This is a genomic window from Desulfoconvexum algidum, assembly GCF_055382125.1.
Genome location: NZ_AP042394.1, coordinates 6,422,720 through 6,438,411, shown reverse-complemented (window position 1 = coordinate 6,438,411; position 15,692 = coordinate 6,422,720). Strand labels below are relative to the sequence as shown.

Annotated in this window: 17 protein-coding genes; all 17 read right to left on the bottom strand. The window is 48.6% G+C overall.

Annotated features, from left to right (window positions below):
- On the bottom strand, positions 1-594 hold the full coding sequence (locus ACZ45G_RS28960; RefSeq protein ID WP_464174073.1) for a TetR/AcrR family transcriptional regulator: 594 nt from the start codon (positions 592-594) through the stop codon (positions 1-3).
- A 60-nt stretch (positions 595-654) separates the two neighbouring features.
- Positions 655-1,341: an ABC transporter permease gene (locus tag ACZ45G_RS28955; protein ID WP_464174072.1), complete on the bottom strand. Its 687-nt coding sequence runs from the start codon at positions 1,339-1,341 to the stop codon at positions 655-657.
- Positions 1,341-2,030, bottom strand: a complete 690-nt coding sequence (locus tag ACZ45G_RS28950) for an ABC transporter permease (protein ID WP_464174071.1) — start codon at positions 2,028-2,030, stop codon at positions 1,341-1,343. Before ACZ45G_RS28950 ends, ACZ45G_RS28955 begins: the two co-directional genes overlap by 1 nt.
- Positions 2,031-2,061: 31 nt before the next feature.
- Positions 2,062-2,889 carry an ABC transporter ATP-binding protein gene (locus tag ACZ45G_RS28945; protein WP_464174070.1) on the bottom strand — a complete coding sequence of 276 codons (828 nt, stop codon included), beginning with the start codon at positions 2,887-2,889 and terminating at the stop codon, positions 2,062-2,064.
- 74 nt (positions 2,890-2,963) lie between these two features.
- Positions 2,964-4,019 (bottom strand): L-erythro-3,5-diaminohexanoate dehydrogenase, encoded by a 1,056-nt coding sequence (gene kdd / locus ACZ45G_RS28940; protein WP_464174069.1) that lies wholly within the window; start codon positions 4,017-4,019, stop codon positions 2,964-2,966.
- Between the two features lie 104 nt (positions 4,020-4,123).
- Complete coding sequence (locus ACZ45G_RS28935; RefSeq protein WP_464174068.1) at positions 4,124-4,906, bottom strand: ABC transporter substrate-binding protein; 783 nt, start codon at positions 4,904-4,906, stop codon at positions 4,124-4,126.
- 535 nt (positions 4,907-5,441) lie between these two features.
- Positions 5,442-6,356, bottom strand: a complete 915-nt coding sequence (locus tag ACZ45G_RS28930; protein WP_464174067.1) for a sugar phosphate isomerase/epimerase family protein — start codon at positions 6,354-6,356, stop codon at positions 5,442-5,444.
- Positions 6,357-6,396: 40 nt separating this feature from the next.
- Entirely contained in the window at positions 6,397-7,968 is a 1,572-nt protein-coding gene (gene phnE / locus ACZ45G_RS28925; protein ID WP_464174066.1) for a phosphonate ABC transporter, permease protein PhnE, read from the bottom strand.
- A 3-nt stretch (positions 7,969-7,971) separates the two neighbouring features.
- Positions 7,972-8,835: a phosphonate ABC transporter substrate-binding protein gene (phnD, locus tag ACZ45G_RS28920; protein ID WP_464174065.1), complete on the bottom strand. Its 864-nt coding sequence runs from the start codon at positions 8,833-8,835 to the stop codon at positions 7,972-7,974.
- 122 nt (positions 8,836-8,957) lie between these two features.
- Positions 8,958-9,791 (bottom strand): phosphonate ABC transporter ATP-binding protein, encoded by an 834-nt coding sequence (gene phnC / locus ACZ45G_RS28915; RefSeq protein WP_464174064.1) that lies wholly within the window; start codon positions 9,789-9,791, stop codon positions 8,958-8,960.
- Positions 9,792-9,793: 2 nt separating this feature from the next.
- Positions 9,794-10,987: an alpha-D-ribose 1-methylphosphonate 5-triphosphate diphosphatase gene (locus tag ACZ45G_RS28910; protein WP_464174063.1), complete on the bottom strand. Its 1,194-nt coding sequence runs from the start codon at positions 10,985-10,987 to the stop codon at positions 9,794-9,796.
- Between the two features lie 61 nt (positions 10,988-11,048).
- On the bottom strand, positions 11,049-11,729 hold the full coding sequence (gene phnL / locus ACZ45G_RS28905) for a phosphonate C-P lyase system protein PhnL (RefSeq protein ID WP_464174062.1): 681 nt from the start codon (positions 11,727-11,729) through the stop codon (positions 11,049-11,051).
- A 15-nt stretch (positions 11,730-11,744) separates the two neighbouring features.
- Positions 11,745-12,548, bottom strand: coding sequence for a phosphonate C-P lyase system protein PhnK (phnK, locus tag ACZ45G_RS28900; protein ID WP_464174061.1), 804 nt, complete (start codon positions 12,546-12,548; stop codon positions 11,745-11,747).
- On the bottom strand, positions 12,536-13,384 hold the full coding sequence (locus ACZ45G_RS28895; RefSeq protein WP_464174060.1) for an alpha-D-ribose 1-methylphosphonate 5-phosphate C-P-lyase PhnJ: 849 nt from the start codon (positions 13,382-13,384) through the stop codon (positions 12,536-12,538). Before ACZ45G_RS28895 ends, phnK begins: the two co-directional genes overlap by 13 nt.
- The gene (locus tag ACZ45G_RS28890; protein WP_464174059.1) at positions 13,385-14,545 is read right to left on the bottom strand and encodes a carbon-phosphorus lyase complex subunit; all 1,161 of its coding nucleotides are present in this window, start codon (positions 14,543-14,545) and stop codon (positions 13,385-13,387) included. It abuts the gene before it with no gap.
- Positions 14,545-15,135 carry a phosphonate C-P lyase system protein PhnH gene (gene phnH, locus ACZ45G_RS28885; protein ID WP_464174058.1) on the bottom strand — a complete coding sequence of 197 codons (591 nt, stop codon included), beginning with the start codon at positions 15,133-15,135 and terminating at the stop codon, positions 14,545-14,547. Before phnH ends, ACZ45G_RS28890 begins: the two co-directional genes overlap by 1 nt.
- Positions 15,135-15,596, bottom strand: a complete 462-nt coding sequence (gene phnG / locus ACZ45G_RS28880) for a phosphonate C-P lyase system protein PhnG (RefSeq protein WP_464174057.1) — start codon at positions 15,594-15,596, stop codon at positions 15,135-15,137. The genes phnH and phnG overlap by 1 nt, the downstream gene beginning before the upstream one ends.
- Between the last annotated feature and the right edge of the window lie 96 nt (positions 15,597-15,692).

The window sequence follows — 15,692 nt, the reverse complement described above, 5'->3', positions numbered from 1 at the left end:
TCAGCCGAGGCGATCTGCCAATACCCCCCGGCAAAACAGATCCATATAGGTATCTTCAATTTCATTGATGGTCAAAGGCCCGTCAGGTCTGTACCAAAGAGAGATCCCGGTACACATCTGCAGCAGCGCACGGGAGGTGATGGATAGATTTGTAATCTCCATGACCCCGGTAGCCCGTCCTTCTCGCAGAATATCCCTGTAAACCGCTTCATAATTATTTCTCATACCCACTATGATTTTATAATTATCAGCAGACAGACTCCGAAGTTCAGCGTCGGTAACATAGGTCTCATCCGCATCAATGGTGTGATATTCAATGTGACAGCGCATGGCGCTGCGCAGTTTATCAAGGACCCCCTGTTCATTTTCAATCTCCTGTCTTACCCTTTGGATCAGATTGCCCATGGTGTACTTCATGATCATAAAGAGAATTTCCTGCTTGGATGCAAAATGATGATAAATGCTTCCTCCCTTTATACCCACCCGCGTTGCAAGCTGCCTGAGGGTTGATCCGTTATACCCCTTCTCCCTGAACAGACAGGCAGCTTCTCTTAATATACTGGTTTTTCTTGTACTATCGGGCTCCCATCCCATGGCAAAATGACTCCTTTGACCGATTATAATCAACGGCAGTTCCCTATTGATAATAGGTAATTATTGATACAGGTAATTATTGATATTTTTTTCAACCCGCTTAAAAATAAAAAGCACCCCATAAACAATGATCAGGTAGATTACGGCCACAGCTAAAAACAACTCGTAAAAAGCAAAACTTCTTGCGGAGATCGACCGTGCCACCCCTGTAAGATCCATGATTGTAATAATGGACACCAATGAAGAGGCCTGGAATAAAAATACAACCTCATTGGTATAGGCGGGCCATGCAATTCTGAACGCCTTGGGCAGTATAATCCTTTTAAACAGCCGCACACCGGAGTATCCAAGGGATTGGGCAGCCTCTATTTCACCGGCGGGAACGGCCTGGATTCCGCCACGGAGAATTTCTGCGGTATAGGCCGCCGTATTGAGCATCAAAGCAAGAACGGCACAAAAATAGGCTTCCTTGAAAAAATACCACAACCCTGTTTTTGTAAAAAACTCCTGGAACTGGCCGCTGCCGTAATAGATGAGAAAGATTTGGACCAGCAGAGGGGTACCGCGAAAATAAAAATTAAAGCAGGACGCAGGAATCCTGATCCAGCCGTTCTTTGACACCCTGGCCACTGCAATTAAGATTGCAAGAACCAGCCCCAAAGCCAGGCTGATACTGGTAAGCTCCACCGTAAGAAAAGCGCCGTTGAGAAGCCGCGCCATATTATCCACAATTATTTCCAGATCCATTATACGCTCCTTATCCCTCGGTTTGCCCATGCTTCGGCACGAGATTGAAATAAATAGGAAAAACAGGAGATCATAAGGTACACCAGGGATGCGGCAAAATAACAGGTAAACGGCTGCTTTGTGGCCCGGGACGCAATATCTGCATTGCGCATGAGTTCTGGTAATTGTATCACCGAAACCAAAGCCGTTGCCTTGATCAGGATCATCCAGACATTGCCAAGTCCGGGTATGGCAAACCGCCACATCTGGGGAAGAATAATTCTCCTGAAAGTAAGCATTCGGCCCATGCCGCAGGCATGGGCCGCTTCAATCTGCCCTTTTTCAACGGCCAGGTAAGCCCCCCTGAAGATCTCCGTGGAAAAGGCACCGTAAATAAAACCAATGGTGACAACGCCTGCTACAAAGGGGTTTAAATCGATGTAAACCTCTTTATGCAGCAACCCCGCCACATCCTGTATCAGGGTCGGCACCCCGTAATACACCAGCAAAATAAGTACCAGTTCGGGTATCCCTCTGATAATAAGTGTATAAATTTCGGCAATCAACGCCGCAACTTTGTTTCCAGACAATTTGCCCCAGGCACCTAAAAGGCCGAAGCCCATGGCAACCACCATGGCGCACAAACTGATGTAAATCGTAAGTTTTGCCCCTTCCAGAAGCAAACCACCATAACCGTCAATATTCAGCATATCCTCTCCTTTTGCCTAAGTGTTTTAAGGATTATCCCATAAAATGCGAAAGAAACTCACGGCAGCGTTTTGATTCAGGGGTAACAAAAATTTTATCGGGTTTGCCTTGTTCCTCGATAATTCCATTATCGAAAAAAAGTACCTGGGAGGAGACCTGTTTGGCAAAATCCATCTCATGTGTGGTCATAATCATGGTTCGTCCCTCATCTGCAAGCTTTCGGATCACCTGAAGCACTTCTCCCACAAGCTCAGGATCCAGTGCCGACGTCGGTTCGTCAAAGAGCATTACATCGGGCTCCATGGCAAGGGCCCGGGCAATGGCTGCCCGCTGCTGCTGGCCTCCGGAAAGGTTGCAGGGATAATAGTTTGCACGGTCGGCAATCCCCACCTTGTCCAAGATATCCATTGCCATATCGCGTACCTCATCTTTGTTTCGTTTCAGCACATGGACAGGGGCTTCCATAATGTTTTCGAGAACCGTCATATGACTCCAGAGATTAAAATGCTGAAAAACCATCCCCAACTGGGTTCGTATACGGTCAACCTTTTTTTGGGAGACGGGTAAACGTTTCTTTTTGCGCGGTTTCTCTGATTTTTTTCCAAAATCGATCTTTTCTTGATTAATGACAAGATTGCCTGAATCCGGGATTTCCAGAAGGTTGGTGCACCGCAGAAAGGTACTCTTTCCGGAGCCGCTCGGTCCTATAATGGAAATCACATCCCCTTTGCGGGCGGAAAATGAAATCCCCTTTAAAACCGTGTTACTGCCAAAACTCATATAAAGATCTTCAACAGAAATTGCCAGGTCTCTTTTTGGGGCAACACCTTGTTCCAATTGAGTTGTTGTATTTAATTCCATGGGAAACGCCTGCCTTTTGATGATTTATTTGCGTGTTGATTCAATACCCTGGGCCTGAGCTAAAATTTCGGGTTTCAACAATAAAGTTTCTCGTACATTTTTCGGATTGTTTGGGACTCGTGCATGATATTCAATGCGATCTCGGCATGCCCCTTGGTGTATCCGTTTCCGATGATCATCTCCACATCTTTTCCAATGCCTTCTGCACCCAATGCCGCTTTTGTAAAGGAAGTTGCCATGCTGAAAAAGTAAACTTTGCCCCCATCCTGGCACATCATAATAGAAGCCAACTCGGTATTGGGAATATTGACACAATTGATCACCACATGGGCCAGCATCCCTTTGGTGATTTGAGAAATTGTATCAAAACAGGTCAGGGCATCTGTGGCATCCAGCTTGATCACCTCATCGCAGAGATTAAGTGATTCAAGGGCATCAATCCCTGTGTCGGAAAATTCAATACCGATCACCCGACCCGTGACACCTGCGCGACGCCTGGCCTCCCAGGCACATAAAATACCGGACTTTCCGCCGGCACCGATAATAACCGTGGTATCTCCCTGCTTGACAAGCTTTGCTGTCTGTGCCGGGGCACCGCAGACATCCAATACGGCAAGGGACAGGGTTTCAGGTAAATTATCGGGAAGTTTTGCATAAAGAGAATTTTCAAAAAGGACTGCCTTGCCTCGTATCTGAACCTGGTCTGTCTTGTTTTTCACCTTTATAATCTCATCAATTCTAAGCGGCGTAAGGGACAGGGAAACCAAACTGACAATTTTGTCACCCTTCTTAAGCGGGCATTTATCGGTGAGTTTGTCTCCCACATATTCCACGGTACCGATTAACATACCGCCGGAACCGGTAACCGGGTTGTGCATTTTGCCGCGTTGATCGACTATTTCCAGAATTTTATCTTTAATTTTTTCTTCATCACATCCCACCGTGGCTTTCATCTGGGTAAAGCTTGCTGAGTCTATATTCAAAAACTGTACATCAATGAGTATTTCATTGTCCCAGACCCTTTCTAAATCGTTGTCTATTTTCTCAGCGGGCTGTGGCAAAACCCCCAGGGGGTTTAGAACACGGTGACAACCAAAGGGGTTTCCTGTTTGCATAATTTTTAATGACATAATTTCTACTTTTGTTTCAAAAACAACCTATCGTTTGCTAGGGCCGTTAGATAAAAAAATATTTATCTAAATTTAAATAAAGACCCCGGCAAACAAGATCTCAATTAATTACCATAGACGTCAAAATCAAAATATTCCCCATTGATTTTCTGATAGCTGCCATCGGTTCTGATCTTTTTAATCGCTTTGTTTAAAAGGCTGACCAGCTCTGTATCGCCCTTTCTTACAGCGATTCCGATACCGCTGCCATACCATTTCTCATCGGTATAGCCAGGGCCTTGAAATTCGAAATCTTTACCTGCGTCTGTATTGACAAACCCTTCAAGCAAAACAACTGAATCGGCAATGACAAGATCCACCCGTCCGGAGACAAGATCCATATTGGCCTCATCCTGGGTGGCGTATGAATTAATCCGAACCACATCACCAAAGTTATCACGAATAAAATTTTCATGGGTGGTACCCCGCTGCACACCAATGGTTTTACCCTTAAGACCTTGTTTTGTAAATTCGAAGGCGTTTCCTTTCTTTGTAACAAATCTGGCGGGGGTCATATAATATTTATCCGTAAAATCGACCCGTTTTTTCCGTTCTTCGGTAATGGCCATGGATGCAATAATGGCATCGTATTTTTTTGCTTTCAGCCCGGGAATAAGACCGTCCCAATCCTGAACCACAAATTCATATTCCACACCAGCCGCTTCACACAATTTTTTTGCAATATCCACATCAAACCCCTGGAGTTTGCCATCCTTATCAACAAGATTGAAAGGAGGGTAAGCCCCTTCCGTACCAATACGGATTTTTTTTATCCCATCGGCAAATGAAATGCCGTAGGTACAACACGCAATTACTAAAACCAGAAACACTTTAAACAAATTTTTCATTTTTTACTCCTTGGACTAAGGTTAAACAACACAGCAAATTGAGGTGTATCTTCACATTTACCTGCACACAACAGGTGACTCTACTTTGCATACATCGGGCCATATCCTGAATAAAACTGTGGAATTTACGAGCTATAAAGAATTTACAATTTAAATCCGATCACTTAGAACTATATAAAAAATTTTGCCCGCACATTAACAAATCAAAAATAGCCCCAATAAAGACAAAAAGGTAATTATAGACATACATAAATGTAATTTATTGGACTGGGTGAGTAGATTAACCCAACTCGTGGCATCAATCATAAAAAAAATGGACCTGATCTCACTGAAAAAAGGGCTGGATAGCTATCTTTAGGGCTAATTTTAAGTATAGCTCACCAATGATTCCGCAACACAATTTGAAAAAAAATCAATTCCAATAATCAACAACCGGAATCTGGGCATCTGAATAGTCGTAAAACAATTCAGGGATATAAGCCTGTTGTTTCGCTGCCGGATGTCCATATCGTGTATCCGCTGAAAATCAGGGTATTCACCTAGGGACTAAAAGCTCTGTCAGGTTTTGTTTTGATTCTGGGATGGCGTCAAAATACCGGTTGCGAAGTTCCATCATGAGCAGCCCTTTATAGTCGGGCAGCAAAATATCCAAGATGGATTTGATGGGGATGATGCCCCAGCCCACGGGCATGTGGGAATCTCCTTTGCCAAAGGGAAGTTGGTGGGTCTGCTGTTTTTCCCAGTGGTGGACGCTGCCACCGAAATTGTCATGGATGTGGGTGTGGATTACCAGGTGGCGGATGCTTTCCACAGCTTCTATAAGATCATAGCCGTGGAAGCTGCCGGTCATGAACAGATGGCCGAAATCCAGGTTGATTTTTACGTTTTTTTTGTTAACGGCCTCCACCTGATTTTTGAGTTGGTCAATGAATTCTCCATAGCAGTATGGGCTTTGGCTTAAATAGGGCCTGGCATTTTCAATGGCAATATTCACATCGGGATATTGGGCGGAAATGGACTGTAACACGAGGGCTTCTCGTTCCAGAAGTTCCTGTCGTTCTCTTTGGGCGAGACCCCTGACCGGGAAAATGTTGAACTCTTCCTCCGGGATGAACCGGCCTGCATGGTAGACAACAGCCACAGCCTTGATCTGTCTGGCAAACTCAAGGGTGGCGAGCAGCACATCGGCATGGAGGGTTTCATTTTTGTCCATGAGGTTGATGGGATTGGGGGAATGGATGGAATAGGCAAAGTTAAAATTCTTTAAAATCTCCAGGACCGCCGCCTGCCGTTTGAGGTTGAGCCTTCCGTTTATCACTAGGTCCAGCCCATGGGCCGGCAGCTCAACCGCCCCAATCCCCATGGCGCTGAGTTGTTCAAGGTCCCTTGTGAAGCGTTCCAGAGATCCGTCAATCCGGACTTCGTCAATTTTACTGCCGATGATATTCATACAAAGTTTTCCTGTTAAATACGTCTTTTAAGTAAAACGGTTAAATAAATTTCATTCTGATTTTACCGCAGAAATGGTCGATGATGCCCACGGTCATGATAATAATGATCATCATGGTGCAGACCTCCCGGAACAGATAGCCGTTGAGTTTGTCAAAGATGAGAAAGCCTATTCCTCCTGCCCCCACAAATCCGAGGATGGCCGCACTTCGGACATTGGATTCAAACCGCAGCAGGGTATAGGAGACAAGGCCGGGCAGTACCTGGGGCATCACTGAAAAGACAATGGTCTGGATAGGGTTGGCACCGGTGCTGGTAAGGGCTTCCACCTGGCCTGATTCGATGGCTTCAATCTGTTCGGAAAATACTTTGCCTAAGACGCCGAAGGTATGGATCCAGAGGGCCAGTATCCCGGCATAGGGGCCAAGGCCGATGACCGCCACAAAGATCAGGGCCATGACAAATTCGTTGAATCCCCTGCAGGAATCCAAAAACCTGCGAACCCCAAAGGTGATACTGGTTCTCAGAGATCTGGATCGCAGGTCGTCCGAGGAGATGATCAGGGCCAGGGTGTTTTTGGCGGCAAAAAATGAGACTGGTATGGCACAGACCAATGCCAGCAGTGTTCCCCATATGGCAATGGCAATGGTTTCCACGAGGGCCACCAGATAACCTTTTATCTTTATGGGGGAGGTTTCCGGCGGGAAATACCCCCCTTTTTTCTCCTTGAGGGCATTTTTTTCCGAAGCGTTTCCAAGGGAGATGCGTTCTTCCGGGCTCATTTTCGACAAAAACGCCTGGGTGAGTTTAGCTCTTTCCTGGGCTTTCTCCTGGGGTTTGGGCTGTTTTGAATAGGCAACTCCCCGGTATTTGTTGGACATCACCTCTTCTGCTCTGCCTGCGGCTTCTATCTGGGCGGCTCTGGCTTTCTGGCCATTGACATAGGCCATATCGCTTTCGGACAACTGCCTCCCAAAAAGATATTCCCGGGCATTTCCCCTATTTTCCCATAGCTTGGCCGGGCTGATCCCGCACCAGGCATAGGTGATGGCCAAAACAACCATCAGGGCCAGCGTCTGTCCAAACCGTTTATAGGCCACCTGGATTTTTGGTTCTTGTATGACGTGTTTATAGGAGTCCTGATTTTTATTCCGTGTCGCCTGGAAAACACCTTGGTTCATGAGGGGTAGCAGGAAAAGCAGACCTATTCCCAGGATGTTCAGGAGTGCGCCCATCCCCAAATCCTGGATGGGGTTGAGCAGGATCAGGTTTTCCCCCTGTTTGAGTCTGAGGGTGTCCATTGCCTCTGCCGGCCAGTTGAGGGCCAGAGCACCCGCGTCTGAAAACACAACCAATGAACTCATCAGTACAAAGGTCAGCAGGGCTGCCATGCAGGGGTAGAGGAGGTATCCGGGTTGCTGCCGGTCTTTTGCCAGGGCAAAATACATGACCGCAACGCCGGACAAAGGCAAGATTGCCAAAAACCCATATCCCAGCATGGCAAAGGAAACGCCGGAAAAATGAAAGGGATTCTTGCCCAGCCACGGAAGGATGAAACCTGCAATGAGCATAAAACCCGCACCAGCGGCCGAATATCGATATCCCTTGTTCATTGTTTAGTTTCCTTTCTTTGCCTGTAGTTTTGCTTTGAGTTGTTTCATATACCGCACCACGTCATAGGTGGAATCATCCACCGGTGCATATCCGCCGTTCTGCAGCTTTGCCAACCCTCGTTTATCAAAGTTAAAGGACATAAGCGCCCCGGTAAAGGCCGCTTTCAGGCTGGCAGGAAGGTCTCGTCTTCCGCACATGGGCGCTCCCGGGATCAGTTCCGATTTCCAGATGATATTGAAATCATCGCTGGAGATGGCCCCTTTTTCAATCATTCGGTTAAAATCGATATTATTGGTGGCGGCCACATCAATTTTGTCGTTTTTTATGGCCAGGATGCTGGCACCGTGGGAACCGGAAAAGGATACTTCCTTGAAGAGTTTTTCAGGAGGGGTTTCAAGGTCTCTGTAGAAAAGAACGCTGGGAACCAGGCAGCCCGAGGTGGAGTTGGGATCGGTGAAGGCAAAACTATGGGTCTTGTCCGTGGCCTGGTCCAACGTGGTGATATTGGAGCTCTTCTTGGTGACGATAATTCCGTAGTATCCTTTTTCACCACTGCTGTTCAATTCAAGGGCAAGGGCCTGGGCACCGGACCGGGCAGAGGCTTCCACGTAACTTTTGGGTCCAAAGTAGGCAAATTCAATGTGCTTGTGGCCCATGGCGGTTATGATACCTGCGTAATCGGAAGCGGAGAAGGTTTCAACTTTGATTCCCAACTCTCGTTCAAGATGGTCGATCAGCGGTTTAAACCGGACCTGGATATCGGCCCCCCCTTCTGGGGGGATGAGGCCGAGCCTAATTTTATCCGGCCATTTTTCCATTGCAAAAGAGGTGTTTGCCATTACCATGGTCAAACAAAAAAGGGTCATAAAAATTTTCCAAGAGTGTTTCATTTTGATGGTTCTCCATTAAAGAATAATAGTTAAACTGCTGGTTTTAATTGTTTGTTTTTCATACGGTCTTGTTATGCTGCAATTTATGCTGTCGCGACTTACGCTGCTGCAAATTGGTTTGCAGCAGATTGGTTTGTTTCTGGGGTACACAGGCAGGTTTCAAACTGGGCCCCATATATCCGTTTGGCGATGTCCAGGGTAAAATCTGAGGCCTTTCCGTCAAAGACAAGCGCTCCGTCCTGGATACCGATAATTCGGGTGGCATACTGCTGGGCCAGGTCCACCTGGTGAAGGTTGACAATGACCGGGATATCCTTTGAATCACAAATCACCTTTAAGATACCCAATACCCTTTGGGAACTGGCGGGGTCCAGGCTTGCCACGGGCTCGTCCGCCAGGATAACGGCCGGCTCCTGGGCCAGGGTTCTGGCAATGGCCACCCGTTGCTGCTGGCCGCCGGAAAGACTGTCCGCCCGCTTGGGGGCCAGGTGTTCAATGCCCACTTTTTTCAGGGCATCAAAGGCTGCTTGTTTGTTCTTTTCGCTGAAGATTCTGAAAACTGAGGCCGTGGACCAGAACAGATTGCCCGTATGCCCAAGTCTTCCGGCCAGAACATTTTCAAACACGGTGAGCCGGGGGATGAGGTTAAACTGTTGAAAAACCATTCCCACATCACTTCGAAGCTGCTGCAATGATCTGCCCCGGCATTGGGTGATATCCCGGCCGTTCACCAGAACCTCTCCGTTGGTGGGGGCAATCAGCCGGTTCAGGCACCGAAGCAGGGTAGACTTTCCCGCCCCGGAGGGACCGAGGACGGCAATCAATTCTCCTCGTTTTACCGAGAATGAGACATTGTTGACGGCGGTCACATCTCCCGGATAAATTTTGGTGAGCCGATTGATCTCCAGTACATTTTTTTGGGTAGCGTCCATTTTTAGGCTCCTTTTAATAGTTTGGGGGTGTGGGAGGAATAGGGGGGCTTTTCGACCTGAAAGATGATTCTGCCTGCCACAAATGCTTGTGTAATATGTGCCCAGGTGTGATTCTGGTTCACAATGATAATGTCTGCATCGGCAGCCGGGGTCAAAAATCCGGGACGGGTGGGGGTGTTTAAAAAAGCCCCGGGGCCCGAGGTAACCGTGGAAAGTGCCGTTTCAAGACCGGTATAAATGGCAGCCATGAAAGATGCCTGGACCAGGGATTCTGGGTAGTAGTCGGAAACAAGCCCTGTGCACAGCCCCTCTTTTAGCAGGTCCGAGGTTTTGAGATTGCCGTTGGTGGATGCGTCCCGAACCAGGTTGGGTGCCCCCATGAACATCGATAAGCCCAATTGCTTTGCCCGTTTGGCCGCAATCATGGTCACGGGGAATTCACAGGCAGAAACCCCCATGGCCTCAATCAGATTTATTTTATCTTCTGTATCGTCATCATGGCTGAGAATGGGAATTCCGGCTGCTGTTACGATCTGGGCAAGATCCGCCACCAGCGCCCATGCCAGATGGTTTTTTCCCTGTTTTCTCGTGGCTTTTGCAACAATTTCATCCAGGGGAAGGTCATATTCCGCCTTGTGAAAGCGCATATACGCTTCCATGGATTTGAACTGGCCCTGGCCCGGTGTATGGTCCATGATGGAGATCATGTCCACAAGCCCCTCGTCCACGAGCGCTTTGATGAGATGAAAGCTTAATTTTGACCCCACTTCGTATCGAAGATGGGTATGGTGTTTGATCAATGCCTGGCCCGAGGCCTGGAAGGCCTTGATGCTGCGAACACAGCGTTCCGCTTCTGTGGGGGATCTTAAGCCCAGCTCATTGTCGGCAAAGCTTACGGCATGGCAAAAGGAGGTGATGCCGCAGCCGGCCAGCTGCCGGTCCAGATTCAAAATGGCAAACTCAATGTCAAAAAACACCCCTTTTCGTTTTTCAATGCTTCTTTCCAGGCTGTCCGAGTGCAGATCCACAATGCCCGGCATGATCAGATCGCCCTGGGTGTGGATGCAGGTTGCCCCGGCAATGGTCACTTCGGTTTGAAAAACCTCTTGGATGATACCATTTTCAATGAGAAGCGATCCCTGGTCGTAAAGTCTGGTGCCGTCAAACAGGGGACCGCCGGTGATAAGTGTTTGCATATGGTTACGCCTCCATTGGCTGATGGGGTTTTGGGGAGATTTTTTTTGGGGACAGGCCATTTTAAGAAAGGTCGATGGTCCTGTCTGCAATTTTTTCCTGGTCGGAGCGGTTGTGGAAAACCCCCAGGACACAAGATCCGTTCTGAACCGCTTCCTGAATGAGTTCCAGGACGATGGCCCGGTTTTTGGGGTCCAGGGATGCCGTGGGTTCGTCCAACAGCAAAATCGGATAGGGGGCAATAAATCCACGGGCCAGGTTGATGCGCTGTTGCTCGCCGCCTGAAAAGGTGGAGGCGGACAGGTTCCAGAGGTTTTCCGGGATTCCTAGGCGGGCCAGGATCTGTCTGCCTTTTTTCAGGGCGAGATCCGGGTCCATGTTCCTCAAGATCAAGGGCTCTATTACCGTGTCCAGGGCAGATATCCGCGGTACCACCCTTAAAAACTGGCTGACATAACCGATGGTTTCCCTGCGGATTTCATAGATCAAACCAGGGCAAGCTGCGGCGATATCCACACTTTGTTTCCGGTGGCGGATAAGAATGTTACCCTTGCCGGTTCTGTAAGTGGCATAAATCATTCGTAGCAGGGTAGATTTTCCGGATCCGGATGGGCCTATCAGGACACTGGCCTGGCCGGGGAAAAATTTCATTGAAAAATTTTCCAACACTATAATTTGTGTTCCCTGCTGGTGGTGGAAGACAAAATCCTTACACACATTGATAATGTTTAATATGGGGTCCAATTTTTTTCCTTTGGCTTAGGGTTTTAAGATGGACGAGACCAACAGCTGGGTATAGGGCTCTCTGGGGTCATCCAGTATCTGGTCGCTCAGGCCCGACTCCACAATTTTCCCCTCCTTCATCACATAGAGCCTGTGGCTCAAAAGTCTTGCCACGGCCAGATCATGGGTGACCAGGATCATGGAAAGGTTCAGCCTATTCACCAGCTTTTTCAACACATCAATGAGTTTTGCCTGGACCGAGACATCCAGCCCTGACGTGGGTTCGTCCATGAGAATAATTTTGGGATCTGTCACCAGGTTGGCCGCGATCTGAAGGCGCTGCTGCATACCACCGGAAAAGGTTGTGGGCAGATCATCCATTCTGGCGCTGTCAATTTCAACGGTTTCAAGCCAGTCCTTTGCAATTTGTCGGATCTGGCTGTAATTTCGCATGCCGTTGGCCAGCAGTCGCTCGGCTATATTGCCCCCGGCACTGATATTCATTCGAAGTCCCTCAACAGAATTCTGGGTCACAAACCCTGTCTGGGATCGCATGATTTTTCGCAACAGGGCCTCCTCCGCTTTGCAAAGATCCAGAAACCCCTGATCGGAATTGAAAAACACAGATCCGTTGGTGGGGGGGATTTTTCCGGCAAGACATTTTAAAAGGGTGGATTTGCCCGATCCTGATTCCCCTACAATCCCGATGACCTCTCCCTTGTCCAATTCAAAATTTACCTCGTGGCAGCCCACGGTTCGTCCATAAAATTTGGAGAGATTTTGAACCCGGAGCAGGGGCAGGGTTTCTTTGGGGCTTTGTTTTGGGGTTATTTTTGACATGGGTCCCCCTTTTTCAACGTATTTTGGCAATATTCCGAATCCGAACACACAAACATCCTATTTCCCTGGTCATCCATGATGATTTCATCCAGGAAACTTGTGGGGGATCCACAAATGGCGCAGGATTCGTCCCAGGTTTCAAGCGTAAAGGGATAATCTTCAAAATCAAGGCTGACCACATCGGTATAGGGGGGAATGGCGTAGATCCTTTTTTCCCTGCCCGCCCCAAAAAGATGAATGGCCGGGGATAGATGCAGTTTGGGGTTGTCAAATTTGGGAATGGGCGAAGGGCTTGCGATATACCGGTTATGAACCCGGACCGGATAATCAAATGCCGTGACAATGCGGCCATGGCGGGCAATGTCCTCATACAGCTTCACGTACATGGCCCCGTATTCCTCAAAGGCATGCATTTTAGCAGCTTCAGGTCTTTTGGGTTCGATAAACTGCAGGGGGTCTGGGATGGGAACCTGGTACACCATTATCTGTCCTGCTGTTAAGGGGGTTTCCGGGATTCTGTGACGGGTCTGGATGAGGGTGGCATGGGGGGTGCTTTCGGTGATCTCAACAGCAGCGGTTCGCTTGAAAAAATCTTTTATGCTCACGGCATTCACCGTATCATCGGACCCCTGGTCAATGACTTTGAGAACGTCCTGTTTGCCCAGAAGGGAGGCGGTAAGCTGGATGCCGCCAGTTCCCCAGCCATAGGGCAGGGGCATTTCCCGCCCGCCAAAGGGCACCTGGAAGCCGGGGATGGCCATGGCTTTTAAGATGGCCCGCCGGATCATTCGCTTGGACTGTTCATCCAGGTAGGCAAAATTATAGAGTGAAGGCATTTATTTTCCTGTTTTTATAGTGTTTTTTCGGGTATTTAATTGCTTTTTTGGGTGAGGGGTCTGAAGGTTTCTCACGGACAGGAGTTCTGATTGGAAATCAACATAATGGGGCAGTTTCAGGTGCTGAACAAATCCGGAGGCCTCCACATTATCTGAATGGGCCAGAATAAACTCCTGGTCCTGGCCCGGGTATTTCACCTCCGTGCCGTTTTCGGCGTTTTGCAGGGAGCGGTCCAGAAGAGACACGGACATGGCCTTTCTTTCATTCTGGCCAAAGACCAGCCCATAGCCGTTTTCAAAGCCAGGGGCCTTGTTCTTTCCCCCATTGAACCGGTTGATCATAAAGCATTCGGTGATTTTGATCTCTCCGATTTTGATCTCAAATCCCAGTTCCGGCGGCGTGTAAAGCACCGCCACAAACCCCACCCGCAGTTCTCCCAGAAACGGGTGGCGATCCAATCCAAATCCCCGTTGAAGGGAATAGGCCGAGCTGAGCAAAAAACCTTCATCCCCTCTTGCAAGGGCCTGGAGGCGGATACTTCTTCCGGCGGGAATCTTCAAGGGCTGCCGGGTCAGATCCTGGGTGGGCTCTCCGATCAGATCGCCTGTGCCTTTTTCCATTAATCCCTGCTGGATCAGTATTTTTGTAACCCGGTGCAGGGGTTCCGTGGTTTGAGCCCCCTTCCCTTCTCTGGTATGCGACTTGTTTGTGTGTTTTTTTTCGCCGACCTCTTTTGGTGCTTGTTTGTCCGCATCCTTGTCTGTGTCAAACTCAATGAGTCTGTGGGTGTAATCATAGGTGGGGCCGAGGATCTGTCCGCCGGGAAGATCTTTAAATGCACCGGATACCCGTCGGATGGCCCTCATTCTTTCCGTGTTCACCGGGGTTGAGTTGCCAAATCGTTTCAGGGTGGTTCGATAGGCCCGAACCAGGAAAACAGCTTCCACCAGATCTCCCTGGGCCTGTTTGATGGCCTGGACAGCCGCCCGCCGGTCATAGAGGGCACCTTCAGCCATCACCCGGTCCACGGAAAGACCCAATTGGTTTTCGATCTGGTCCGCACCGATTTCCGGAACCGTTTCAGGCCCCCGTCTTGTCCGGGCAACCAGGCGCCGGGAGTTTCTAACGGCGGTTTGCCCCCCTTTTACAGCAACATACATTATAAAACCTCCAGAAGGGTGGTTCTGGGGATGGCGACAAAAATGGTGTCCCAGACAAAAATCATGTCCACCCCCAAAGGATAGGTATTCAAAATTTTGGCTCTTTTCTCGAAAAACCGGTTGGGTACCCCGGTGAGTTTCAGATTGGTGTGGGTCTGGATGCCGGGACCTTTTAACCGAAGGGAACTCCTTTCATCAATCCCCCTTGTCTGAACGATGAGGGTGGTCGATTCCTGGGGGGATTCAATGGTTCCAGGGCTGAAGTGTCCCGGGTCCCCAAGGTTTTTATCATCGGTGCACAGGGCAAAGGCGGCATTTTTTTTTACCTGGGTAAAGGGGGCACCGGTATGAAACCGAAGCCATTGGATGGCTTCTGAATCATGGGCAAGATCGGACCACAACGGGGTTTCAAAATCCAGGAGTGTTATGAGAATGGCGCCTGAGGCAGGAGCTATCATTTTCGGAGGCCCTATTTTGATGGGCAATTCCATGATTTTTCCGGGGGTTGCCATGGCATCCAAGACTGTTCTGAAAACCGCCTGGCTGTCAAATGTTTCCGATTGAAACCCTTTTTGCATCAGTTGTCCCATTATTCGCCCCTTTTCAGGGTAAAAAATTCCACCTGTGTGTCCGACGCATCCTGTGCCAGCTGTTTATTTTTCGCGGTTTGTTTTTCTTTCAGCTCTTTTATAAGGGTGGTTGCCAATCTGTCGTGGGTATCAGGATCCTGGAGCAGAGCATCAAAGAGAGCTGCCAGTTCCGCATGGCGAAGATCAGACCCCATTACCCATGAGGTGCCCATAAATCTTTTTTTTACTTCAAGAACACACCGGGAGACAGTGACCTCGCCCAGGTTGAACCGGCCGTTTGAACCATCTGCTTTTGCCTGGACCATGATCATGCCGGTTTCAGGTTTCACCACAAAGGTGATGTCCACCTTGTCGGCAAGCTCTTTTCTTGCCGCTTCAAGGTCTTGCAGATCAGCACTGCCAAGCAGTCCGATCCATTTCCCCCGATCTTTATTTGTCACAATTGTGTCTTGGCCCTTCATTTTTTTTCCTTTTGTTGAATGTGTGTTGAAGGGCATTTAACATAAATTTTATGAGCAGGTGATTAGGGAAATGTGATAACCCTGTTAAGGGTGGTG